This window comes from Lapidilactobacillus mulanensis, assembly GCF_003946215.1.
In the GTDB taxonomy this organism is placed as follows: domain Bacteria; phylum Bacillota; class Bacilli; order Lactobacillales; family Lactobacillaceae; genus Lapidilactobacillus; species Lapidilactobacillus mulanensis.
The window spans coordinates 13,527-37,860 of record NZ_RHOW01000007.1 but is presented as its reverse complement, the minus strand read 5'-3'; the positions used below and the strand labels follow the sequence as shown (position 1 = coordinate 37,860).

Here is a 24,334-nt window from a genome sequence, read left to right as displayed (position 1 = left end):
GTGTGATCAAAGCAGTAATTTTTGATATGGATGGGGCTCTGATCGATAGTGAGCCCTATTATTTACAGCAACGTAATGAATATTTCCAGCTGATCGGTGTGGATGTCGACGATTTGCGTCTGCAAAATATGGTCGGTGGCAATATGAAAATTGTTTTACCACAATTACTTCCGGGTAAAAGTGAAGCGGAATATGATCGTCTGCGCGCGGGTTATCGTTATTACAAGTCGCGTCATCCGCAAGACTTCAATGCGACGCTGATGGCAGATACTAAGTCGACGATTGCCGCGTTGCGTGCGGAAGGACTGACTTTAGCGCTGGCAAGTTCCAGCGAGCGCTCGACAATTGAGGACATGTTAAACACGACCGGCTTGGCGGGAAACTTTTCCGTTATTTTAAGCGGTGCCGATTTTCCTAAAAGCAAACCGGATCCAAGTATTTATTTGAATGCTTTGGCAAAACTCGACGTGGCAGCCACCGAAGCAGTTGCCGTTGAAGATTCGCAAATGGGGATCGCCGCCGCGCAAGCCGCAGGGATCTTCACGTTTGCCGTCGCCGTTTCCGATCCACGGGTCGCAACGGATCAAAGCGCCGCCGATGCGCACGTTGCGAATTTAACGGCGCTGTTGCCACAGTTAGCTCACATGAGGAAGGTGACACGATGATGCAACCAATTTCTTTTCGCCTCGCAACTGAGCTGGATTTACCCGCGATCATGACAATTGTCGCCGATGCGCGTGTTTATTTGCGTGAAAAAAACGTGCCGCAATGGCAAGGCGTGTATCCAACTGAAGCCGTTTTTCAAGCCGATATCAAAAAAGGGGCGCTCTGGGTCGCCGTCTTGAATCAAAAAATAGCGTTGATCATGACCTTGTCGCCAGGGCCGGATCCTAATTACACGATCATCCATGGTAAGTGGCTGCAATCAACGGATAACTATCTGGCTATTCATCGCATCGCAGTTGCCCGTGATGCCGCTGGAAATGGCGTCGCTCAGGCAGCACTAGAATTTGCCAGCCAGTTTGCCCGCACGCAGTCTTATCCGTCGCTGCGGTTTGACACCCACGAATTAAATGCAGGCATGCGTTATCTCGCTGAAAAAAATAATTTCACTTACTGTGGTCGAGTCGCCATGGCCGATCACACGCCGCGATTTGCCTATGAATTATTACTGAGTTAAATTTTGTCCATACAAAAAATCTCCCACCGGTTATTTCGACCGAGTGGGAGATTTTTTTAGTTAGTTATGATTCTTTTTTAGCTTTGGGTGATTTAGCCTTCTCGTTAAACTTAACGGGTTGATTATTTAAATCTGTTCGAACGACTAATACGTCACAAGTCGCGTTGCGCGTGACAAATTCTGTGACAGAGCCTAATAATAAACGTTCAACGGCATTTAAACCGGTCGCGCCGATCATGATCAATTCGACTTTCTCACGTTTAGGAAATTCCCGTCCCAAAATCGTCTTCGGTGAACCATACTCGATATAATAATTAACGTGCTGCAAGCCGGCATCCTTTGCGGTTTGAACGTAAGCTTCCATCGTGTTCTTAGCCGTTTCAGAAACTTCCTCGACCATTGCAGAGTCAAAGCTTGAAACGTTTTGGAACGCGCGCGTATCGATAACGTGGACTAACTTTAGTTCAGCTTGATTACGCAATGCGACCGCCACTGCCTTCTTGAATGCAAGTTCAGATTCCTGTGAGCCGTCAATCGCAACTTGTATTTTTTTATACTGTTGTAACATAATACCGCCCCTTTCGATTTCAACTTCATTTTACAGCATTGAGAAAGAAAAAGCATGAATTTAAGCCAGAGCGCGAGCAGCAACGGGTGAAATGATTGGCTAAGTCGCCAACAACTTAAAATCCTGTCCTTGGATTTCAAGTTGTTGGTACTTAGACAGTCATTTCAGTTGCTGCGAGCGCGTTTTAGCACGTTAACTCCAGAAGCAATCCACATAAAAAAGCGCCCACATAGCCGCAGTGAACACTTTTAAGAAAAACAATTATTTTTCAAGACAATTAATTATTACTGAAATTGATCGACAGCGCAAACCCAGCGGTGATAATACTACCAACGATCAACGTGATCAAATTCATTTTGGCAGGGAGCAAAAATAACACGAGCACGCCACCAACACAAGTCGCCAACAAAAGGACGCTCGTGGTCACCATGGCTGCGCGCAATCGGGGTGTTGCACCTGGATTGAAGATCAGAAATGATTTGTTGAGATGAGTTAGCAGGTAGATTGCGAGAATAATAAGTAATGCGATAAAAACTAACATTGCGACTGTGATAATGACGTTCATGAGGGACTCCTTTGAAAAATGGGATTTTTTTAATTCAGGTAATTGATCATTAAATGGTCAACTTAGTTGTCTAGTCGTAGATGACTGTATTGCTCAGTTAAGGTGAAACCGACGCTCTGATAAAATTTAAAAGCAGCTTGGTGGGAGATTGGTTGCATTAATGAAATCAACGAAAAGTCGAAGTGGTTGATTACATATTCGAACAGGGCAGTTGCAACTCCTTGGCGTTGTTGGTCTGGGTCTACAGCGAGGTATTCTAGCGAAAGCCAACCGCTCTGTTCCCTAAGCTCGAAAAGAAAGTAGCCGAGGACGACTTGATCGGATTGGAAAACTAAAAGTTTCGTATTCGCGGTTAGATTACTAACGATGTCAGAAAAAGAGGAACTATCTGGGAAACAGGTCTGATGAATCGCGGCACATTCCGCAATCGCGGCAGAATCTCTCTCAAACAAAATTTCTTTGACTTTGTTCACATTAGTATTATCTGTTTCGTGTTGTTGTCGATTACGATTGTTGAACTCAAGCTGGTTGTACGTCTCTACTAAACTGAATCCATATTTTTCGGTTATTGTTGGAATGAATGGCTCCGAAGATTTGATCAGCATTTCGTAACGATTATTCGGTTGTATAACCTCAGTCAGTAGTGCTGCTTTTTGGTTTCCAAATGGCCCCCAAATCTCATTGACCCGTTTTGACCCGATCGTGTACGTGTCGACTAAGCACAAAGAATCATACGACTGGAGATTAGGTGAGGCGAAGATAGTATATGTATCCATTTCAGCAATATCTGCATTCACATTTTTTGTATCACCGCCAACATAAGCACAATCACTTGCTTGATTATGGTGCAGAATAAATGCGACGATATCGGAATTTATTTGGTTGGTCATAGTTTCCATAGGCTGGCCTAGTTTCCATGAAAATTTTAAAAGTTATTATCAATTTCAACCGTGTTGTTTCGCAGCTTACAAATTGCGCTCAAGTCAACTGTCTGCTAGAGCTAAGTTTATCAATTACTAAATTCAAAGACCGAATTAAGCAATTGATGAACTTAGCTTACGCAGCCAAAACGTTGACTTTCGCAGCTTAATTGCGCTCAAAGTGACTGAAAATAGTTGTCCAAGTGGCAATAATCGAAATCTTAAGACCAAGATTTTAATTATCGCCGACTTGGACAATATTTTCAACCCGTCACTTTTCGCAGCTTACAAATTGCGCTCAACAACACTGAAATTTCCGGTTAACTTGAGACATCCTTGAATCCAAAAGCGGGATTGAAGGATGTCTCAGAGTTAATCCTCAATTTCAACCCGTGTTGTTTCGCAGCTTACAAAAACAAAGGGATCAGCTTCTCAGCTGATCCCCGCAAAGTTTTTAACTTTGAGAAAATCTAGTGGTGCCGGTGGTAGATTCGTTTAGTTGAGCCCGCTAATTACTAAGCAGGAGCCATGCAGTTGATTGGTCTTGGCAAGTCAGAAGACTCGCACACCGCTCAACGATCCACAGCCTAAACATTAAATTACTTGATCGGTCAACATAAATTTGAATCAATCGAACACCTTAGACTTTCCATAATTAACATTAACATTCTACCGGTGAAAATGCAATTAATAAAACGTTTACTTAAGACCTAATCGAGGCACGATGCCTGTTAAGACGCTGAATGTCAAATTACAAACAATTTTCACTCAAAATATGAAACGCTTTCGGGGGTATATTGCGTTAAACTTATCGTAACGATAGTTATAAGGGGGAGTCTATCATGCGTAATTTTGGTGAACGTAAAGTTCATTTCAAGATGTATAAGGCGGGTAAATTCTGGGTGGTTGCTGGAATTGCAATCATTTCGTTAGGGATTATTGCGCCGGCAGTGCCAGCATTTGCGGCTACTGATCAGTCGGCAATTAGTCAGGTGAATAGTTCAAGTGCCGAGACAGCGACATCCAGTAAAGATGCTACGGAGGCTGAACAAGCAAGTCTCGATAAAGACACGTCAGCATCGACAAGCAATGCAGCTATCACCGTTTCCAAAAGTGATAGTAGCACTGACCAGGTTAAAAATAGTAGCAGTGATACAAGTGCGGTTCAAAAAACAACAACTGTTTCTCTCAAGCAGCAGGCCAAAGCGATGGCCCCAGCAACGACTGCCGAAACTGATTATTCGTACACGACTAATACCGACGGCACACTGACGATCACCGGTTATACCGGCGCGGAGACTGCACTGACCATCCCATCAACGATCGATGGAAAAACAGTGACGGCGATCGGGGCTCAGGCGCTTTGGTTTAAAAACTTAACGAGTGTTGTGATTCCAGACAGTGTCATCACAATCGGAGATCAGGCTTTTAACGGGAATGAATTGACCAATGTGCAACTTTCTGCCAATCTACAAACAATTGGCAGTGCTGCTTTTATCAGAAATCCTTTGACGAGCATTGTAATTCCAGACACCGTTACTACGATCGGCAGCTTTGCCTTCGAAGACAATAAATTAGCGGGTACGCTGAATATTCCGGCGCAGGTGACAACGATTGGTGAAAGTGCCTTCGCTGGCAATAAAATTGAATCCATAACATTGCCTACTGGACTACAAACGATCAGTGACAGTGCGTTTGCTAATAATCTGATCAGTTCCTTAACGTTGCCGAATAGTTTACAAACTATTGGTGATAGTGCTTTTATTAATAATTACATCAGTTCCTTAACGTTACCCGATGGTTTGCAATCGATCGGCAGCAATGCGTTTTATAATAATGGATTGGCCAATCAGCCTGGTGAACATTTTGTGATTCCGGCGAGCGTGACTTCAATTGGTGACCAAGCTTTTGCTTATAACCAATTGGTTGGCGTTGATGTTTTAGGCGATTTAACGACAGCCGGTACTGGGATTTTTTACATGAATGGCTTACAGTACCTGAGTTCGGTTAACGCGTTATACGGAAACGACCAAAATGGTATGATCGGTACTGCACCTGTTAATAGTCTACCTAATGGCACGCCGGTTCCTGTCAATGGCAAAATACCAGTAGATGGTTATATTCCGTATATTTATGTCAATGGTAAATTGTTGACTGCTGAAATTGAAAATTATACGCCAGGTGTGATAGTGGCTGGTAATTATCTCCAATTGCCGATGAACGCCGATGGCTCAACCATCAACCAATTTATGTTTATGGTCACGTATAGTGATGCAGCGGGCAACTTTATGTTTGGTCGTGTCGTGATGTCAGGAGTTTTAAACATCCTTGCTCATAATTCGACCATTTATACAAGCGATGATTGGTCAGCTGCGGATAATTTCGATAGTGGTGTTAATAATACCTTCACTCAAGAGGGGGTATTGCAAACTTCGCAATTGAGCATTGGAGATTTATCGATATCAGGAACGGTCGATACTAAAACACCAGGCGATTATGATGTGATTTACAGTTATGGACCAGAGTCGGCTAGACAATCAACGACCATCACGGTTACAGTTAAGGCGGATCAAACCGCGGTTACTACTAAAAATAGCGACCTATATGTTGGTGATAAATGGACTGCAGAAGATAATTTTGCTAGTGCCACGGACAAAGACGGTCATTCGATCGACTTAGCGGACGTCATGGTTGAAGGTTCGGTCGACACAACAAAAGCTGGGACTTACACAGTTACGTACAGCTACGGCGGGAAAACGTCAACTGCAACTGTTATTGTCAAAGCGGATCAAACTGCGGTTACTGCTAAAAACAGCGACTTATACGTTGGTGATAAATGGACTGCAGAAGATAATTTTGTTGGTGCCACGGACAAAGACGGTCATTCGATTGACTTTGCAGATGTGACTGTCAAAGGTTCGGTTGATACCACAAAAGCGGGAACGTATACAATTACGTACAGTTATGGTGGCAAAACTGCAACTGCAACCATTACAGTGAGCCCCCGCATGAATTCAGTTCAGCTGGTCGGTCATGACTTGACCCAACAGGTTGGAAGTAAACACCCAACTGCGCAAGCATTCGTGACTAAAGCAATCGATGGTCTGGGTGCGGATGTAACGGCTCAAGTCACCGCCGATTTCAGTCAGGTTGATTGGTCACATTCAGGTGATTACGTTGTGACCTTGACAGTTGCCGGGCAAACGTCTCGCGTCTATCTGCATCTAACTGCGGTTCCGACGATTCCAGAGCCAGCTAAACCGTCCGTACCAAATCACAACAATCAAAATAATAGCCACGATCAACAGACGACTTTGCCACAAACCAACGAAGCAAAAAGTATGGGTATGGTGATCATTGGATTGCTGAGTTTGATCGGTTCAGCATTTGGATTTGAATTCACGATGAGAAAGAAAACTAACCGTGATTGATTAGCACGACTTATTTTCGAACTATGCAATTAAATTAAGTTTTAAAAAAAATCATCACGAGAAGGTAACGGGTCAAAAACGCCCTGATTACCTCTCGTGATGATTTTTTTGATGAAAAAGCGCAATGCACGCATGCATTGCTCAAAACGACTGCAGTATTAATTCTATGAGCCGTTTTTATTTTTTAAACCGTCGCGTTGGGCTTGCCGTAATTGCCGATATTGCTGGGCATAGGCGGCTTCAATTTTGCCATTATTCTTAGGCTTATAGTATTGTTGATGCGCCACGATATCAGGTAGGTATTGTTGTGGCAACCAATCATTGGGTGCATCGTGTGGAAATTGATAATTATCGCCATGATGCAAATCTTTGGCACCGGCATAGTGGGCATCTTGTAATTGGCGGGGAACCTGGCCAGCCTTGCCATTGTTAATATTGCTGATGGCAGCATCCACGGCTTGAATGGCCGAGTTAGATTTAGGCGACAAACATAATTCGATCACCGAATTTGCCAAGGGGATCCGCGCTTCGGGTAAACCCAAACGCTCGGCGGCCTGACAGGCGCTCACAGTTCGCGCTGCAGCGGCCGGATTAGCCAGACCAATGTCTTCATACGCAATCACCATCAAACGCCGCATAATGCTGGTTAAATCGCCAGCAACGATCAATTCAGCTAAGTAGTGTAGTGCCGCATCGGTGTCGCTACCACGAATCGATTTTTGAAACGCTGAAATAACATCGTAATGTGCGTCACCATTTTTATCGTGGGAGAAACTTTTCTTCTGGATCGACTCTTCAATGTCAGTCAGTGTTAATTCGATCACGCCATCAGTGGTCGGAGTGGTAGAATTGACCGCTAATTCGAGACCATTCAAGGCAGAGCGAAGATCGCCATTGGTACGTTGGGCTAAAAAGTCTAACGTGTCATCGGCGATGTCGATTTTTTGCTGACCTAATCCGTTTTTCTCATCTGTCAACGCGCGTTTCAAAGCGACTTTGATTTCGTCTGGTTTCAACGGATAAACTTCGAAAATTTGCGTTCGACTGCGAATGGCCGGATTAATGGTCATATAGGGGTTCTCAGTCGTTGCACCGATCAAAATAATACGGCCGCTTTCCAACAATGGCAGCAAAAAATCTTGTTTGGTTTTATCGAGGCGATGAATTTCGTCTAATAATAAAATTACGGTGCCACTCATGCGTGCTTCTTCGGCAACGGCTTGTAAATCTTTCTTAGTATTGGTGGCGGCGTTGAGCGTGCGGAAGGCATATTTCGTACTACCGGCAATGGCGCTAGCAATCGAAGTCTTGCCGGTGCCAGGTGGGCCATATAAAATCATCGACGAAAGTTGCTTGGCCTTGACCATCCGCGCAATAATTTTGCCAGGACCGACTAAATGTTGTTGACCCACAATATCAGCCAACTGTTGCGGACGCATGCGCCAAGCTAATGGTTGTGCCAAAATAAGATCTCCTTTTTAAAATGTGATGAAAGATAACTCGGTGACTAGCATTCAGTCAGAGATCAATGAAATAGTTTTGAAAACCACCCTTTTTTAGCGGGCGCTTTGTCAGTCGTTACCGGTTTTGACGGCGACGTCAGTGGGTACAGGTCTAACAGATCGACGACTTTTTGGTCGACGGCCTGTTGCGCAATGATCAATAAAGCAAAGCTGTCGTCCTCACTGGGCGTTTCGGGCTTATTGACTAACGTGAATGGGAAGTCTTCTTGAGCTAGCAATTTTAAATAGGGGCCCATTTTTTGATGATCGATTTTCCCATTCACGAGTGCGCTTCGATCCGGAAAATCAACCAAGTGTTTCTTAAACAAGTCGAAGGTTCTCGGATTGTCTAAATCCTTGACGCGAATTGCCAACAGTACGCGTTCACGCAACGAGCCTAAATATTGGCGGCGCTGATCTGGAAGTGTCTGTGGCGTGCCATACATGGCATTATTTAAACGGTCATTCACATCTTGTGGAGTTGTCATCTTTTCACCTCAAAAAATTATGGTATGATAAAAGTAATTTCGTCAACGCTTACACAAAAAATCGTCTAGCGTATTTTCAGTATACCATGTTTAAGAAGAGGACTGTTATCATGATAGATAGAACGAGCTTTAGCGTCTTCAACGATCCAACGTTGCCAGGACGCCTGCAAAAAATCCAAACTGAAGTTGATCCCGATTTCGAAATGATGGGTCAGAATTTGATCGATTTGCTGCATCCACAACTGGATCAGAAAATGTATTTGCACATCGCCAAGCACTTACGGCGGCACAAAAATCCACCAGTTGATACCTGGTTTGCGCTCAGCGACAATGCTCGCGGATATAAGATGTTACCGCATTTTGAAGTGGGAATCTGGCCAGACACCTTATTTATCACGTTCGCGTTACTCGCAGAGGTGAAAGATCGCGAGAAAATTACGGCGTGGTTGGCTGATCTTGATTGGCAAATCATTCCCGCATTTCAGATCTCCACCGATCACACTAACGCTGCCGCCCAGGAATATTCTGAGGAAAATTGGCAAAAATCGATTGCCCGATACCAGACTGTTAAAAATAGTGATTTTCTGTTGGGTTCATGGATTAAGCTAGATGATCCCCGGTTTGCGGAGCCCAAATTAATCGAGCAGATCATTTATAATCAGATCATCGATTTGGCACCGTTGTATCAGGAGATTGTTAATTTGATTAAGCCTCGGTAATCTGATCTACCTTCGGTTGAAAGTGCTGGGGCAGGCAGTACGTTGGCTTGTGGGACCGCTCTCCACTTTTCCAAGGGCGGGAAAAGTTCCGAGCTTCGATTTGAGCTTTTGCACAGACCGCAAAATCTCGAATCGATCCACCATGTAAGGTGGGCAAAAACGGCCCGCCAACATGGTTGTCACTGCCACGACTGCCTGCCCCAGCACTTTCGACCTAAACTTATTTGGTTTAGAGTAGGATTTGAATTGCGGGGTTCCTGAAAGGTGATTATCAAGGTAGCCTTGGCTCTAAATAACAAAGAATGTTATGCATTAAACATTATCGAGCTCTTCTGGATAGACTAGGCGAAATTTGTGGTGGGAACTGGGACTGCAGTGACATTTCTGTTAACGAACGAATTTTGTGAGTTTACAGAAAGGGGAAATGTGAGCTCTTCCCGATTTTGGAAGAGCTCACATTTCAGGTGGAAAACTTTTGGTGGGTTTCCAAAAGCTTGGAGCCGTCCCCACGGCAAGCAACCAGTTCCCACCACAAATTTCGCCGGAACCAAACAAAAATTCAACACCAAAAAAAGATCTCACCGAGTATTTTTCACCTCGGGGGGATCTTAATTTACAGTAAATTAACGCGAAAAACTAAGTTAAGCTTTTTTTCGCGACCCTAAAATCAGGGAAATCACGAATACGACAATGATAGCACCAATGATTGCGGGAATGATCGCCATTCCGGCCACCATCGGTCCCCAATTACCGAACAAACTGGAGCCGATCCATGCACCAGCAAGCCCGCCAATAATATTGCCGACCCAGCCCAATGGCATATCACGACCAACGATCATTTGACCGATCACTCCGATCACTGCACCGATAATGAGTACCCATAAGAAATGTAACATGTTCATCATCCTCTCCATTTTTATTAAGCAATTATGCCTAACTTTAGTTTAGCGAACTGAACCGATTCGACGCAATATTAACGCCTAGAACGCGCCAGATAAAACTTTGTAGGCGGATAATTGTAGTGAAGCACTTGGATTCGCTAGAATGAAACTAGAGGCAATGAAGGTGAGGGAGATCGATGTATCAACATTATCAGATCACAGAAACTGGCGTCGCGGAGAAAAATCGAGCTGATGAGACCAATTGGTTGGTTTTAAATGAAGCCACGCCAGCTGAACTGGCGGAAATCATCACTCAATATAATTTACCGGATGATATTTTTCAGGCCGGTGATCAAGCCGAAGAAGTGACGCGCTATGAAACTTTGTCGGATACAAATTTAACCAACGCTCAGGTTTTGGTTCTGATAGATTTATCGGCAGAAAATGAGGAACGGATCGAGCAACGGCTGCAACCGATCACGATCATTAAATCTGACGAGCTATTAATTTTTCATCTGTGCAAGGGATCTAACTTCACGGAACGCCTCATTCAAAAGTATGAGCAGAAACTCAGCTCAGTCGCTAGGGTGATTGGATTTTCGATCTATGCGATGGCGACTCACTTTATCGTTGAGTTGGAGCACAAAAAAGAAATCATCGATCAATTAGATCGTTCGGCGCGAGTGACCACTAAGAATACTGAGTTGTTTCGGTTAGCGGATACGCAGCGGGACATGGTTTATCTGGACCACACATTGACTGATCAACGTGATACTTTGAAGAAGTTGTGGCAAGACGCGAAATTTATTGAGGAATTAGCTTCACCATTACTTTTACAGGACATTCGTTTGCGCCATCGCTATGCGGAAAAATTAGTGGTGATCTATCGTGATCTGATCGAGACGATCGGTGGTTTATTTAACGACATGATGGATAATCATCTGAATCACTTGATGAAATATTTAGACTCAGCCACGTTAATTGTCTCGGTGCCAGCCTTGATCGCCGGAATCTGGGGGATGAATGTGGGTAGCTTGCCAGGAAGAAGTACCACGGGTGCGTTCTGGCTAGTCTTGTTAGGCGCACTGATGTTGACGATTTCGGCGGCCATTTATTTAGCGCGAAAAGATTATACGAAAATGTAATCAGTATTAGTCACAACTTGATGTTTCCTTCAACAAACACGATTAATTTAAAAAATAGAATTTTGATCAGTGCGTCTTTCATTCACCTATACTAACGCTGTAAAACGAATGAGAGGTTGACTCAAATTTAATTCAATTCAACTTAACAAACTACAAAAGCCGAAACGGAATTTTCCGTTTCGGCTTTTGTTTTAAAATGAATTATTTAAGCTAGAGAACCTAGTAACTTGGTGCCGTGTAACTGTTTAACACCTAAGACTTCGGCCACGTGATCGGCGTTTAGATCGGTCACGCCACCGCCAGGCAAAATTTCGATCCGGCCATTGGTTAAGGCAATGGTCTGTGCCAGTTGTGCGAAATGGGCTTCGATCGGTGAAGAAAGGGGACCACCGTGAGTCAGAATGCGGCTAACTTGATGATCAGCCAACCAATCGATGCTTTCTTTTTGCTTGTCGATGGGGATTTCATCGAAGGCCATGTGCATGACGACTTGAAGGCCGCCAGCAGCACCGATCAGCATTTCCATGGCTTCTTTATCCAATTCATTGCGTTCATTCAATGCGCCAAAAGTGACCGCATCAACGCCCACTTCTTGGGCTAAAAATAAATCTGATTCCATAATTTTTAATTCTGTGTCGTTATAGATAAAGTTACCACCACGCGGACGGATCATCACGACCAGCGGAATTTTTTTCTCGCCGAGATATTTAGCAGCTTCGGCCATAACACCGTGGCTAACAGTAGTGCCGCCAACGGTCAAGTTATCGTTTAATTCGATCCGGTTTGCACCGGCCGCAACAGCTTTAGGGATCATCGTGAAATTTTCTACGGCAATTTCTTTTAACAAGGATCGATCGCCTCCAGGTTTTATTTGTGTTTAATTCAAGCTCATTTGCGCTGTGGGACATTCTGAATATTGATTAGGCTAATAGTGCACGCAGTCCAAAGAAAGCGATGACGATGACGCCAAGCGCAATTCGATACCAGCCGAAAGCTTGAAAATCGTTTTTCTTGATATAGTTTAACAAGAAACGAATTGACAAGTAGGCGACGATAAATGAAACCACCATTCCCACGAGCAGAACGATTACTTGGTCGCCGGAGAAACTATTATCTTTCAAGAACTTGACGATTTTGAGTAAGGACGCGCCAAACATCGTTGGAATTGCCATGAAGAAAGAAAATTCGGTCGCAACGTAACGCGAAGTCCCCAGGAGGATCGCGCCTAAAATTGTCGCACCAGAACGCGAAGTCCCAGGAATTAAGGACAGCAATTGGAAAACACCGATCAAAAGAGCCGTCTGATACGGCAACCGATTCAAATCATTCATCGTGCTCTGGCGAGTCTTATTGTAACGCTCGATGACAATGAAGAGCACCCCATAAATAATCAAGGTGGCAGAGATAACCTGCCAATTATTTAGGTGGGCATCCATCCAGTCATTGAGTGGTAAACCAACAATAATTGATGGAATGACGGCAACGATGACTTTAAACCAGAGCTGCCAAGTCCGACCACGTTCGCGCTGCGTTTTTTTCGGTGAGAAGGGGTTTAACTTGTGGAAGTACAGCAAGACGACGGCTAAAATCGCGCCGAGTTGGATTACGACCATGAACATGTTGACGAAGGCCTTGTCTTCGTTTAATTTAATAAACTCGTCGGCTAAATATAGATGGCCGGTCGAACTGATCGGCAAGAATTCGGTGATTCCTTCGATGATACCTAAGATCACCGCTTTGATAATATTCAAGATTAGTAATTCCTTTCGTTAGGGAAATGTGACAAAAGTGGACTTTTCGGTTTCTACGTAATTACAAGTAATGGCAGCTTGAATTTGCTGCAGAGAATGAACAGCTCACTTGTGGGGACGGCTCCAGGATTTTGGAAGCCCACCAAAATTCTTCCGCCTAAATTTGGAGCTCTTGCCAAAATCGCAAGATCTCCGAATTTCCCATGCTCTAAGCGACGTGAACCATGTCGCTAAGACCATTATCACAGTGTGCTGTTCATTCTCTTCCGCAAATTCTGCTGGTCTATTCTAGTGAGCGGATTTAGATACTGAACCGGACTTTCTCCCGCACAAATCTTTTCTGAGCAACAGAAATATTTAGTGGCAAAATATTCAACGTGATTATATTTCCCACAACAAAGCAATCGGGCAGAAATTAAACTACTTTCGTCCAAACCCAGTTTTTCCCAGTTCACCACTAAACTAATTCCAGTTTAGGTCGCGGCTGCGTGGGGCAAGTGACGATACTGTGAAACTGGTGTTGCGACATGGGCTATCGTCGCTTACAGCAGGAGCATATTTCGAGATTTTTCTCAGGAGCCGCACCTGCGACGGAGAAAAAGCTCGAAATTGAGGTGGAAGACTTTCCCAGGAACTTAGGGGAAAGCCTGGAACCGTCCCCACAGTAGTCTGTCACTTGCCCCACACAGCCGCGACCGAAGGTAGGCTTTTTTAACAGTAGTTCACAATTTATTTATCTAAATAGAACGCAAACACTTTCAGGCGTCTGAATATCTTGTTGGATTTTCGTCAGGCGACCTGTTTCAGAATTACGACGATACAACGTCGTGTTATCTGTATTTTGATTTGCACAAACGACAAAACTTTCTGTAGGATCTAAATTGAAGTCGCGAGGGAAATCGCCTTCTGTACTAATCCGTTGAATCAATTGCAACTCGCGACCATCACCGGCGATGGCAAAAACAGTGATCGAATTGTGACCACGATTAGAAGCATACAAGAAACGGCCGTCATTGCTGATGCGAATGGCCGCACTTCCGTTGTGTTCGGTGAAGTCAGTTGGGATCAAAGAATAAGTCGCAACTAAACTGAAACTACCATCATTTTGATAATTTAAGACTTGAACGTTACTGGAAAGCTCGCCTAATAAGTAAGCAATTTTGCCATTCGGATTGAAAACAATGTGACGTGGACCGTAGCCGGGTTCTGTGCGGTAGGTTGCAACTTTCGTCAGGTCACCAGCATCATTGACGTCATAACTGACCACGGCATCGATACCCAAGTCACAGGCAACTAAGCGATGGTCAGGCGTGAGATCTGTGAAGTGGACGTGGGCACTTTCTTGTTCAGGACGAGGGCCATCACCAACGTGAGTAACAGAACTAGCAAGACTAATTCCACCGTTTTCGGCAATTCGATAGACTAAAACTTCACCTTTATGATAATTGGCGCCATAAACGAGTTGACGATCTTCATCAACAGAGACATAAGCAGGTGGTGCGCCGACAGCCATCACTTCATTGATCAGTTGTGGTTTCTCGCCGTTTAAATCATAAGCGCGAACGCCACCATTTTCACCATCTTTGCAAACCGTGTAAAGAATGTTTTTCTTGCTGAGTGCTAAGTAAGTTGCTTGAGGGACCTCGAGATAAACTTCAGGTTGTGAGATCGATTCTGTTTCTGTATCAAGTTCAGCTTGATAAATACCTTTACCAATACGACGCGTATAACCGCCGAAGAGAATTTTTTCTTTCATTGTGTAAAGCCTCCATTTTTTATCAATGTAAGTATAGCATAAGCCACTTCATATTTTACCAGACTTAGCGCCAGAGTGTGAGCGCCTACGCTGAAATTGAAGATTAATGTAACTTATTTATAAAAAAGTGTTTCTGCATTTTTAAACGGTTTTTGGAGCGGAGCCTTATAAAAAAGTAAGGCTTGTGTGCTAAAATGAAATTATTAAGACGAACTCAAAATAGTAAGGTAGGTTTTTGCAATTATGGAAATCAAATCAACAGTCACAGCCATCGGGCCTAAAGCACTCAGCGATGAGGATCCAATGGTGATTTTATTCGACGAATCTGCTAGCGAGGCCCTGCGTCAAGTTGCAATTATTCAACAATTCGGCGATCCAGCTCATCAAGAAAAATTGCACGTGCAGTCTGGTGATCAGCTGTCGATCGATGGTCAGCATTTTAAGATTCATGAAGTGGGCAGTTTAGTCAATGAGAATTTGCGGACGATTGGTCACGTGACCTTGATTTTTTCAGATAAAGGACCTTCTGATTTGCAAAACGCGTTATATTTCGCTGAGGGAACTAAGCCGGAGTTTCACGTCGGGACACAAATTATTTATACGACGAAATAACTTAGGGTTAAAGGCTGATCGTGGGTGGGTAACTGCTGTTTGAATTTGCTCCAGAGAATGAACAGCTCACTTGTGGGGACGGCTCCAGGATTTTGGAAACCCACCAAAATTCTTCCGCCTAAATTTGGAGCTCTTGCCAAAACCGCAAGATCTCCGAATTTCCCATGCTCTAAGCGACGGTGAATCTGTCGCTAAGACCATTATCACAGTGTGCTGTTCATTCTCTTCCGCAAATTCTGTGGGTCTATTCTAGCAAACAGATTTAAATTCTGAACTGGACTTTCACCCGTGTAAGCCTTTTTTAAGCAACATATATATTTAGTGGCAAAATATCAAACGTGATTATAGTTCTCGCAGTAAAGTTGTCGACTATGAAATAAAATCATGCACCCAAACCCAGTTTTTCCGAGTTCACCACTAACCTAATTCCAGTTTAGGTCACTTGCCCCACACAGCCGCGACCGAAGGTAGACAAATTACTAAAGAATTTCACTTTTACCACTTTTACCTTAGCCAATCATTTCAACCGGTTGTCTCTCACAATTTCTTTTAGGAGGATGGTCAATGACTGATCCCAAAGCAACTAAACATTCCTGGTTTTACCGTTGGTTCCTCAATAATAAGGCCACAATTGCCCTGATCAACATCCTACTAGCGCTCGGTGTCATCTGGATGCTGGCTAATGTCAGCTGGGTGTTTACACCGGTCGGAGATTTTTTGATGATGGTCTTCCCGCCTGTGGTTCTGTCGGCAGTGCTGTATTATTTGATCGAACCCTTGGTCAAAATTGCGGAGCGGCGATTTAAAATTCACCGGATTTGGACGATCACGATTGTTTTTGTGGTCATTATCGGTTTGATCGTCTGGGGAATCGTCGCCCTGATTCCTATTATTCAAGAACAGACACAACAAATTATTGATAACTGGCCGAAGTATTGGAAAAATATTCAGGCCACAGCGGATTCGTTGTTATCGAGTTCGCAGTTAGACGGTGTTCGTGATCAAATCAATACGCAGTTTGATAGTCTTTCGAAAACAGTCGTCAAACAATTTAACGATAATATTGCCGACTGGTTTTCAAATATTACTTCTGCGGTTGGTGTGATCACGAGTATCTTTGTGACAATAGCGACAGCACCATTCGTTTTATTTTTCATGTTGAAAGATGGTCCGAAATTTAAAAAGAATCTATTAGCTTTCGTCCCAGTGAAGTTTCGTCAACCGACAGGTGAGTTGTTGAGTGACATTAATTTATCGCTGAGTAATTATATTCGTGGTCAACTGACCGTCGCATTTTGGGTCGGTGTCATGTTTTCAATCGGTTATTCGATCGTTGGTCAGAAATATGCGCTGACTTTAGGCGTGTTGGCGGGATTTTTGAATTTGATTCCATACTTGGGTTCGTTTCTCGCGATTATTCCTGCCTTGATCATTGCAGCGTTTACCGCGCCACTAATGGTCGTCAAAGTGCTAATTGTTTTTGCCATCGAGCAGACAATCGAGAGTCGTTTCGTTTCGCCGTTGGTCGTTGGTAGCAAGATGGAAATGCATCCAGTCACCACGTTATTGATCTTGTTAGCCGCAGGCAAGATGTTTGGGCTACTCGGCGTTCTGTTAGGTATTCCCGTTTATGCCGTTGTTAAAATTATCTTTATGCGTTTCTTCGAATGGTTTAAATCTGTCTCTGGATTATACGAGCCTGAAGCAGAACCAGAACCGCAAGTTGATACTGAGAAAAATAAGCAAGATCAAGCAGAAACTGACAAATAATCAGTTTCTTTTTTTGTACGGGGACAAATTTTCATGATTTATGAAACTTGTTTGTGCTATTCATTGGTGATTTGAGTGGATTGCACTATAATCCATATCGTTTACCGGCTTATTTTTTATGAAATATCTAGTTAAAAATTCTTGTTAATTATGAAAAAAAGCGATATAATTCATACGTACAAATAGACGTGGGGTTAATTATGGAGAAGAAATACGAAGTCGTGACTGAGGCCATTCAAGATTGGATAGCATCAGGTAAATATCAGCCTAATGAAAAGTTACCAACTGAATCGAAATTGATGCAGATCTTCGAAGTGAGTCGGCATACGATCCGTAAATCTTTGTCTGATCTGGAAGTTCGCGGGATCGTCTATCGCATTCAAGGCGGTGGCACTTTTGTTTGCGATAAGAAAAGAATGGCAAATCGTCTCTCCGATGGACAAACGGTTGCAATCTTGACCACGCATATCAATGACTATATTTTCCCATCGATTATTTCTGGGATCGAAAGTCAATTAACCGCTCAATCGATTTCGTTGATGTTGAGTAGTACTCAGAATAATACTCAGTTGGAACAGCGGAATTTAGCTAAAATATTGAATTCAAATATTGATGGCTTAATCGTTGAACCGACTAAAAGTGCTTTTGAAATTAAAAATCTATCTTTATATCAAGATCTGGATAACGAGCATGTGCCAATCATCACCCTGAATGCGCGTATCAAGGGGCTTGATGTGCCTTACTTTGTCATGGATGATTATGAAGGCGGCCGCATCGCAACTAAATATTTATTGGATCATGGTCATCAAAATATCTTAGGTGTTTTTAAAACGGATGATCAACAGGGGATCGATCGGATGAATGGTTATAATTTTGCCATTCAGCAAAGTCAGATGCCGAGTCTGAATCGGAGTCTCGCATTTCAGTCGGGTGCTTCTAAATCAAATCTAGGCATGCAACTGCGGGAAATTTTTTCGCTGACGGATCGACCAACGGCATTAATTTGTTACAATGACCAAATTGCGGTGACTGCATATAATTTAGCGTTGAGTATGGGGATCAAAGTGCCCGAACAATTATCGATCATTGGTTTCGATAATTCGACGCTGGCACACAGCTTTGGCATTCGTCTAACTTCAGTCAACCACCCTAAGGCGCAAATGGGGCAGGATGCTGCTGAGTTGATGATTAAGATGCTTAAAGATCCTAATAAGGATTTCAGTTCGTATTCAAAAATGTATCAACCCGAAATTGTGGTCGGTGATTCGGTAGGAAAAAAGAATTAAACGTCTAAAACGAAAACTCCTTGAAAAAGGAGTTTTTTTAGTATAGAATTTGTACTGTTAAAAGCGTTTTCTAAATAATTCATACCAATAAAAGGAGAATTTTGATGGCAGAAAAAAAGCCGATCGTCTTACAAAGAGCCGATCCGTGTGCATACTTGCATACAGATGGTTACTATTATTTCACTGGTTCTGTACCCGGTTATCAAACAATTGAGGTGCGTCGAGCTAAACAGTTGGATCAATTGCAGGATTGTGAGCGGGTGACTGTTTGGCATGCACATGCGGATGGACCATTAAGTGAATTGATCTGGGCACCTGAGATCCATTATATTAACGGCAAGTGGTATATCTACTTTGCGGCATCAGACGATGCTGAAGTCCGTGACGCGAAACATCATCATCGGATGTTCGTGATCGAATGTGACCACGAATCACCGATGACGGCTGACTGGCAGGAAAAAGGACAGATTGTCACTGACCAAGATAGTTTTAGTTTGGATGCAACTGTATTTGAATATCAATCTCAGCTTTATTATTTATGGGCACAACTGGGACCGACTGTTCCTGGCAATTCCAATTTGTATCTGGCCAAGATGGCAAATCCGTGGACGTTAACGGGTAAAGAAATGTTACTCAGCCTTCCTGAATTTGATTGGGAAAAGATTGGTTTCTCCGTCAATGAAGGGCCTGCGGTTTTGTTCGGTCAGGATAAAATCTTCATCACGTATTCGGCCAGCGCAACAGACGAACATTATGCGGTCGGATTATTATGGGCAGATCTCGGTAGCGACTTATTAGATGGTTATTCGTGGCATAAAAGTGAACAGCCAGTTTTCAAGAGTTCGCAAAAGAATCATCTATTTGGGCCGGGGCACAATAGCTTCACGACAACTGCCGATGGTAAACAAAATGTGATTGTTTATCACGCGCGCCCGTACGATAATGCCGGTATCGAAGGTGACCCGCTAGATAACCCAGACCGTCATGCATACGCACAAACATTTAGCTGGGATCAAAAAGGGTTTCCTGATTTTGGTGAGCCAGGAGATAATTAATATAATTTTTAAATTCAAAGGAGATTTCTATGTCTAAAATTATTGTTGATCAACATCGTCAACACGGCCAAATTAGCAAATATATTTATGGTCAGTTTGCCGAACACCTCGGTCGTTGTATCTATGAAGGGCTGTGGGTCGGACCCGAATCTGATATTCCTAATGTTAACGGGATCCGTACCGATGTCGTCGAAGCGTTAAAAGATATTCGCATTCCAGTGTTGCGGTGGCCGGGTGGCTGTTTTGCCGATACTTATCACTGGCAAGATGGTATTGGCCCTCGCGATAAACGTAAAAAGATCGTCAACACAAACTGGGGTGGTGTGGTTGAAAATAATCACTTCGGAACTCATGAGTTTTTCGAATTGTGTCGGCAACTTGGAACTGAAGCCTATATCAATGGAAATGTTGGTAGTGGGACGGTTCAAGAAATGTCTGATTGGGTCGAGTATATGACCTTTAATGGTGTTTCACCGATGGCTGATTTGCGTGCAGCTAACGGACATGAAGAGCCTTGGAAAGTTAAATTCTTCGGTGTTGGTAATGAAAGCTGGGGTTGTGGTGGTAACATGCGCCCAGAATATTACTCGGATTTATACCGACAATATCAAACTTTCATTCATAATTACGATGGCAAGAATCCAATTTATAAAATTGCCTCCGGTCCCAATATCGATGATTATAATTGGATGGACGTCTTGATGAAGAACGCGGCGCCATATATGGATGGGATCAGTCTGCACCATTACGCTCTCGCATCGAAGTGGGAAAACAAGCGCCCAGCACTAAGCTTCCCTGAAAATGAATGGTTCTCGCTGATCAAGAGTGCGCAAAAGATGGATGAATTAATTACCAAACACAGCACGATCATGGATAAATATGACCCAGATAAAAGAGTTGGCTTGATTGTTGATGAATGGGGTTCGTGGCTCGATGTTGAGCCAGGAACGAATCCTGGCTTTTTATATCAACAAAACACGATGCGTGATGCAATGGTGGCTGCAGTCACATTGCATATTTTCCAGAAACATGCAGATCGTGTTCATATGGCCAACATTGCGCAGATGGTCAATGTTTTACAATCCATGATCTTAACCGATGGGGCCAAAATGATCGAGACACCAACTTACGACGTCTTCAAAATGTTTGTCGATCATCAAGATGCGGTTGCGTTGGATACTTTTGATCAACTGGCCGATACAACGAGCGCGTCAGTTTCAAAGACGGATGATGGCTATTTTGTTTCGCTATGTAATTATGGATTAACCGCCAGTGATTCTGTGACTCTTGAATTTGATCAATCAGTTGGTAAGGTGACCGGACAAATTCTAGTAGGTCAAAAAATGGACCAACATAATGACTTTGATTCTCCAAATGAAGTTCAAATTGTAGACTTTAACGATTATGATTTAGCAGAACAAACCGTTACAGCGAATGTGCCACCGATGAGTGTAGTCACACTCAAGATCAATGGCAAACACTGATTGTGTGCGCTGTGAGCTGTTGGAGAGCCTTGATCGACTCGATACAGAACAGCTGATCGACGAGCAGTTAAAATTAGAAATAGGTAATTTAGTGCCCGATGAAATTCGTGATGCTAGATTAAAAATTTGTGCGAGTTGTCCTTTTTTTCAAAATGGGATGTGTCTAAAATGTGGTTGTTATACCCGATTTAGAACTAGTTTAAAGAATAAAACTTGCCCAATTAAAAAATGGAATTAAAAAAAATCAAAAAAAATAACAAATGTTACGTACAAATCTTGACAACGGTTTCATTGTGCAGTATAAATAATATGTAAGTTAAATTTGATTACAAGTTTAGGAAGTGATGTTTTTGAAGGGGCAAGTTAGAATCAGTACCGATTTAAGAATTTCTAATATTGATCCTCGGTTGTATGGCTCATTTATCGAACATCTTGGTCGTGCCGTTTATAACGGTATCTACCAACCAGGTAATCCCAATTCAGACGAATCCGGATTACGTAAAGATGTGATCGATGCCGTTAAACAACTCAATGTTCCGATCGTTCGTTATCCTGGTGGTAATTTTGTTTCCGGTTACAACTGGGAAGATGGCATTGGACCTAAGGAGGATCGTCCACGTCGACTTGATTTAGCTTGGCGCAGTCTTGAGACTAACCAATTTGGTCTCCATGAATTTATGGAATGGGCTGACAAAGCGAATACCGAAGTTAACATGGCAGTCAATTTAGGAACTCGTGGTGTTGATGCCGCACGGAATTTAGTAGAATATACGAATTTCGAAAAAGGAACTTATTGGAGCGACCTTCGCCGCAAAAATGGGGCCGAAAAGCCATTCAATATCAAGACTTGGTGCTTAGGTAATGAGATGGATGGTCCTTGGCAGATCGGTGCGAAGACGGCCTATGAATATGGGCGCTTGGCAAATGAAACTGCAAAGGCAATGAAGTGGGTCGACGATTCAATTGAATTAGTCGCTTGCGGCAGTTCATCAATGGAGAATCCGACTTATGGTAGTTGGGAAGAAACAGTTCTTGATGAAGCTTATGACAATGTCGATTATCTGTCACTTCACCGCTACTATGGCAATCCAGATAATGATTTAGGCAATTATCTAGGCGAATCTCTAGATTTGGATGATTTCATCAACAGTGTCGTCGCAATTTGCGACGCTGTTAAGGCAAGAAAACACAGCAAGAAGACGATCAACTTATCGATGGATGAATGGAACGTTTGGTATCATTCAAATGCCGATGACAAGAAAATCGAACCATGGCAAGTTGCTCCGCCATTATTGGAAGATGTTTATAATTTTGAAGATGCCTTATTGGTTGGTTGCTTGTTAATTACCTTGTTGAAACATTCAGACCGTGTTAAGATTGCGTGCCTCGCGCAACTGGTCAATGTCATTGCACCAATTATGACAACTGACGACGGTGTCTGGCTACAAACAATCTTTTATCCATTCATGCAAGTTTCGAAGTATGGTCGCGGTGTTGCACTAGATACCAGAGTTCAATCAAGCACATATAGTTCTAAGAAGTTTGATGAAATTCCATATCTGGAAAGTATCGCAACTTTAAACGAAGACGCACATGAAATTACAATTTTTGCAGTGAACCGTTCGCAAAAAGAAGCATTGGATCTCGATGTTCAACTCGAAGATCTCAATGTGAAGGGTATCATTGAAGCAACACAGTTCTGCGGGTATGATATTAAGGCAACTAATGAAGATTCTAAGATGAAATTAGCAGCAAACACAAACGTGAGTGCCGATTACAATCATGTGCATGCATCACTACAGCCTTTATCTTGGAACGTCATTAGATTGAATTATTAATTTTGGGAAGTGTAGAAGCAAAATGAAGAAGAATTTTGGTAAAAAAATTGGGCTAGTTTTATTGACTGCTTTGACAACTATCGGACTTGCTGCTTGCGGCAACGGTGGATCGAGCTCATCAAATAAAACTGCAGATGGTAAAACAAAGATGACCATGTGGACCTTCGTTGATGCACAAGGGACATTCTTCAAGAATGCAGCTAAGAGTTGGAACAAAACACATAAGCAAAAGATTGATTTGACGGTCAATGTACTGCCATTTGATCAAATGAACCAGAAATTAACGGTTGCGTTACAATCTGGTTCAGGTGCACCAGATATCGCCGATGTTGAATTGGGCCAAGGTGCCATTCAATTAAAGGCCGACAAACCTGCATACTATCCATTAAACAGTGCTTTAAAACCTTATATGAATAACTTAGTTAAATCACGGCTGGATAACTTCAAGAAGAATGGTAATTACTATGGCTTGGATTATCATGTTGGTACAACTGTTACGTACTATAACACGGATATCATGAAAGCCGCTGGTGTTGATTATACGAAGATCAAGACTTGGGACGATTACGAAAAAGCCGGCGAACAAGTCAAAGCAAAGACTGGTAAATGGATGAACGAAGTTGAGTACAGCGCTATGTTCCAATATGACGCAATGGTTACTCAACAACACGCTGATTACATTAAGAACGATAAAGCGACTTTAACCAACGCTGCTAATGTCCGTGTCTTAACACAATTACAAAATTGGATCTATAAAGACAAGATTGCTAGAACTGCCGTTGGTGGTAGTATTGATAACGATCAATTCTTTGCAGAAATGAACAAGGGTAATGTTGCTTCCGTTACGATGCCTTCATGGTACATGGAGCGGATTGCTGACCACATGCCTAAGTTAAAGGGTAAAATTGCCATTGCACCAATGCCTGTCTTCAATGAAGGCGACTATCGTTCTGCTGGTGGTGGTGGTACTGGTACTATGGTCACTAACCAAGCAAGCAACAAGAAACTCGCTGCTAAGTTCGTTGTTTGGGCTAAAGCTAGCAAGGGCCAAGCAGTTAAAATTTGGGAAGACTTAGGATTCGATCCAGTTCGCTCAGATATCTGGAGTGAACCAGTGATGAAGGAAGATAACAAATATACACGTTACTTCGGCAAAGATATCTTCGATACTTTTGTACAATTGAAGTCACAAGTTACTTCTACAACCAAGACTGCTAAGATTTCTCCTGATTTGAATGATTACATGTTAAAGAACACGTTCCCAAGTACGCTCTTGAAAGATAAGATGACACCTAAAGCGGCTCTTCAAAAAGCTAACGATGCCTTAAATAAATAGATTTAGATGTTGGGAATTCTTAGGAGGGAAAACCTTTCTAAGAATTC

Annotated in this window: 22 protein-coding genes; 13 read left to right on the top strand and 9 right to left on the bottom strand. The window is 42.9% G+C overall.

Annotated features, from left to right (window positions below; translation table 11 throughout):
* The first annotated feature begins 2 nt into the window (after window positions 1–2).
* Window positions 3–665, top strand: a complete 663-nt coding sequence (locus EKM67_RS02855) for an HAD family hydrolase (protein WP_125577108.1) — start codon at window positions 3–5, stop codon at window positions 663–665.
* Entirely contained in the window at window positions 662–1,180 is a 519-nt protein-coding gene (locus tag EKM67_RS02850) for a GNAT family N-acetyltransferase (protein WP_125577106.1), read from the top strand. Before EKM67_RS02855 ends, EKM67_RS02850 begins: the two co-directional genes overlap by 4 nt.
* A 64-nt stretch (window positions 1,181–1,244) precedes the next feature.
* On the opposite strand, the gene EKM67_RS02845 is transcribed toward EKM67_RS02850, so the two are convergent.
* The 3 genes from EKM67_RS02845 to EKM67_RS02835 form a co-directional block, all read right to left on the bottom strand.
* The gene (locus tag EKM67_RS02845) at window positions 1,245–1,748 is read right to left on the bottom strand and encodes a universal stress protein (protein WP_125577104.1); all 504 of its coding nucleotides are present in this window, start codon (window positions 1,746–1,748) and stop codon (window positions 1,245–1,247) included.
* Between the two features lie 277 nt (window positions 1,749–2,025).
* Complete coding sequence (locus EKM67_RS02840) at window positions 2,026–2,313, bottom strand: hypothetical protein (protein ID WP_125577102.1); 288 nt, start codon at window positions 2,311–2,313, stop codon at window positions 2,026–2,028.
* Between the two features lie 62 nt (window positions 2,314–2,375).
* A complete protein-coding gene (locus EKM67_RS02835) occupies window positions 2,376–3,212 on the bottom strand; it encodes a GNAT family N-acetyltransferase (RefSeq protein WP_125577100.1) in 837 nt (278 codons plus the stop codon).
* An 863-nt stretch (window positions 3,213–4,075) separates the two neighbouring features.
* Here EKM67_RS02835 and EKM67_RS02830 point away from each other — a divergent pair.
* Window positions 4,076–6,664, top strand: coding sequence for a bacterial Ig-like domain-containing protein (locus EKM67_RS02830; protein ID WP_125577098.1), 2,589 nt, complete (start codon window positions 4,076–4,078; stop codon window positions 6,662–6,664).
* A gap of 164 nt (window positions 6,665–6,828) precedes the next feature.
* On the opposite strand, the gene EKM67_RS02825 is transcribed toward EKM67_RS02830, so the two are convergent.
* Both EKM67_RS02825 and EKM67_RS02820 read right to left on the bottom strand, forming a co-directional pair.
* Window positions 6,829–8,127, bottom strand: a complete 1,299-nt coding sequence (locus tag EKM67_RS02825; RefSeq protein WP_125577096.1) for a replication-associated recombination protein A — start codon at window positions 8,125–8,127, stop codon at window positions 6,829–6,831.
* Between the two features lie 62 nt (window positions 8,128–8,189).
* Window positions 8,190–8,654 (bottom strand): YueI family protein, encoded by a 465-nt coding sequence (locus EKM67_RS02820; RefSeq protein ID WP_125577094.1) that lies wholly within the window; start codon window positions 8,652–8,654, stop codon window positions 8,190–8,192.
* A gap of 110 nt (window positions 8,655–8,764) precedes the next feature.
* On the opposite strand from EKM67_RS02820, the gene EKM67_RS02815 reads away from it, so the two are divergent.
* Window positions 8,765–9,373 (top strand): DUF1054 family protein, encoded by a 609-nt coding sequence (locus EKM67_RS02815; protein ID WP_164506539.1) that lies wholly within the window; start codon window positions 8,765–8,767, stop codon window positions 9,371–9,373.
* Window positions 9,374–10,014: 641 nt separating this feature from the next.
* Here the strand turns inward: EKM67_RS02815 and EKM67_RS02810 are convergent.
* Window positions 10,015–10,269: a GlsB/YeaQ/YmgE family stress response membrane protein gene (locus EKM67_RS02810; protein WP_125577090.1), complete on the bottom strand. Its 255-nt coding sequence runs from the start codon at window positions 10,267–10,269 to the stop codon at window positions 10,015–10,017.
* A 182-nt stretch (window positions 10,270–10,451) separates the two neighbouring features.
* On the opposite strand from EKM67_RS02810, the gene EKM67_RS02805 reads away from it, so the two are divergent.
* Entirely contained in the window at window positions 10,452–11,399 is a 948-nt protein-coding gene (locus EKM67_RS02805; protein ID WP_125577088.1) for a magnesium transporter CorA family protein, read from the top strand.
* 205 nt (window positions 11,400–11,604) lie between these two features.
* On the opposite strand, the gene EKM67_RS02800 is transcribed toward EKM67_RS02805, so the two are convergent.
* From EKM67_RS02800 to EKM67_RS02790, 3 genes are all read right to left on the bottom strand, one after another.
* Window positions 11,605–12,246, bottom strand: a complete 642-nt coding sequence (locus EKM67_RS02800) for a copper homeostasis protein CutC (protein WP_125577086.1) — start codon at window positions 12,244–12,246, stop codon at window positions 11,605–11,607.
* A gap of 73 nt (window positions 12,247–12,319) precedes the next feature.
* The gene (locus EKM67_RS02795) at window positions 12,320–13,153 is read right to left on the bottom strand and encodes an undecaprenyl-diphosphate phosphatase (RefSeq protein ID WP_191986400.1); all 834 of its coding nucleotides are present in this window, start codon (window positions 13,151–13,153) and stop codon (window positions 12,320–12,322) included.
* Between the two features lie 730 nt (window positions 13,154–13,883).
* Window positions 13,884–14,906 carry a lactonase family protein gene (locus EKM67_RS02790; RefSeq protein ID WP_125577082.1) on the bottom strand — a complete coding sequence of 341 codons (1,023 nt, stop codon included), beginning with the start codon at window positions 14,904–14,906 and terminating at the stop codon, window positions 13,884–13,886.
* A gap of 243 nt (window positions 14,907–15,149) precedes the next feature.
* On the opposite strand from EKM67_RS02790, the gene EKM67_RS02785 reads away from it, so the two are divergent.
* From EKM67_RS02785 to EKM67_RS02755, 8 genes are all read left to right on the top strand, one after another.
* Entirely contained in the window at window positions 15,150–15,518 is a 369-nt protein-coding gene (locus EKM67_RS02785) for a PTS glucitol/sorbitol transporter subunit IIA (RefSeq protein WP_125577080.1), read from the top strand.
* Window positions 15,519–16,082: 564 nt separating this feature from the next.
* A complete protein-coding gene (locus EKM67_RS02780; protein WP_125577078.1) occupies window positions 16,083–17,288 on the top strand; it encodes an AI-2E family transporter in 1,206 nt (401 codons plus the stop codon).
* 200 nt (window positions 17,289–17,488) lie between these two features.
* Complete coding sequence (locus tag EKM67_RS02775) at window positions 17,489–18,574, top strand: GntR family transcriptional regulator (RefSeq protein WP_125577076.1); 1,086 nt, start codon at window positions 17,489–17,491, stop codon at window positions 18,572–18,574.
* A 104-nt stretch (window positions 18,575–18,678) separates the two neighbouring features.
* Window positions 18,679–19,629, top strand: a complete 951-nt coding sequence (locus EKM67_RS02770; RefSeq protein WP_125577074.1) for a glycoside hydrolase family 43 protein — start codon at window positions 18,679–18,681, stop codon at window positions 19,627–19,629.
* 29 nt (window positions 19,630–19,658) lie between these two features.
* The gene (locus EKM67_RS02765) at window positions 19,659–21,113 is read left to right on the top strand and encodes an alpha-N-arabinofuranosidase (protein ID WP_125577072.1); all 1,455 of its coding nucleotides are present in this window, start codon (window positions 19,659–19,661) and stop codon (window positions 21,111–21,113) included.
* Window positions 21,100–21,351: a DUF6171 family protein gene (locus EKM67_RS10980; RefSeq protein ID WP_225417291.1), complete on the top strand. Its 252-nt coding sequence runs from the start codon at window positions 21,100–21,102 to the stop codon at window positions 21,349–21,351. Before EKM67_RS02765 ends, EKM67_RS10980 begins: the two co-directional genes overlap by 14 nt.
* A 106-nt stretch (window positions 21,352–21,457) precedes the next feature.
* Entirely contained in the window at window positions 21,458–22,951 is a 1,494-nt protein-coding gene (gene arfA / locus EKM67_RS02760) for an arabinosylfuranosidase ArfA (protein WP_125577171.1), read from the top strand.
* 22 nt (window positions 22,952–22,973) lie between these two features.
* Window positions 22,974–24,287, top strand: coding sequence for an ABC transporter substrate-binding protein (locus EKM67_RS02755; RefSeq protein ID WP_125577070.1), 1,314 nt, complete (start codon window positions 22,974–22,976; stop codon window positions 24,285–24,287).
* The last annotated feature ends 47 nt before the right edge of the window (window positions 24,288–24,334 follow it).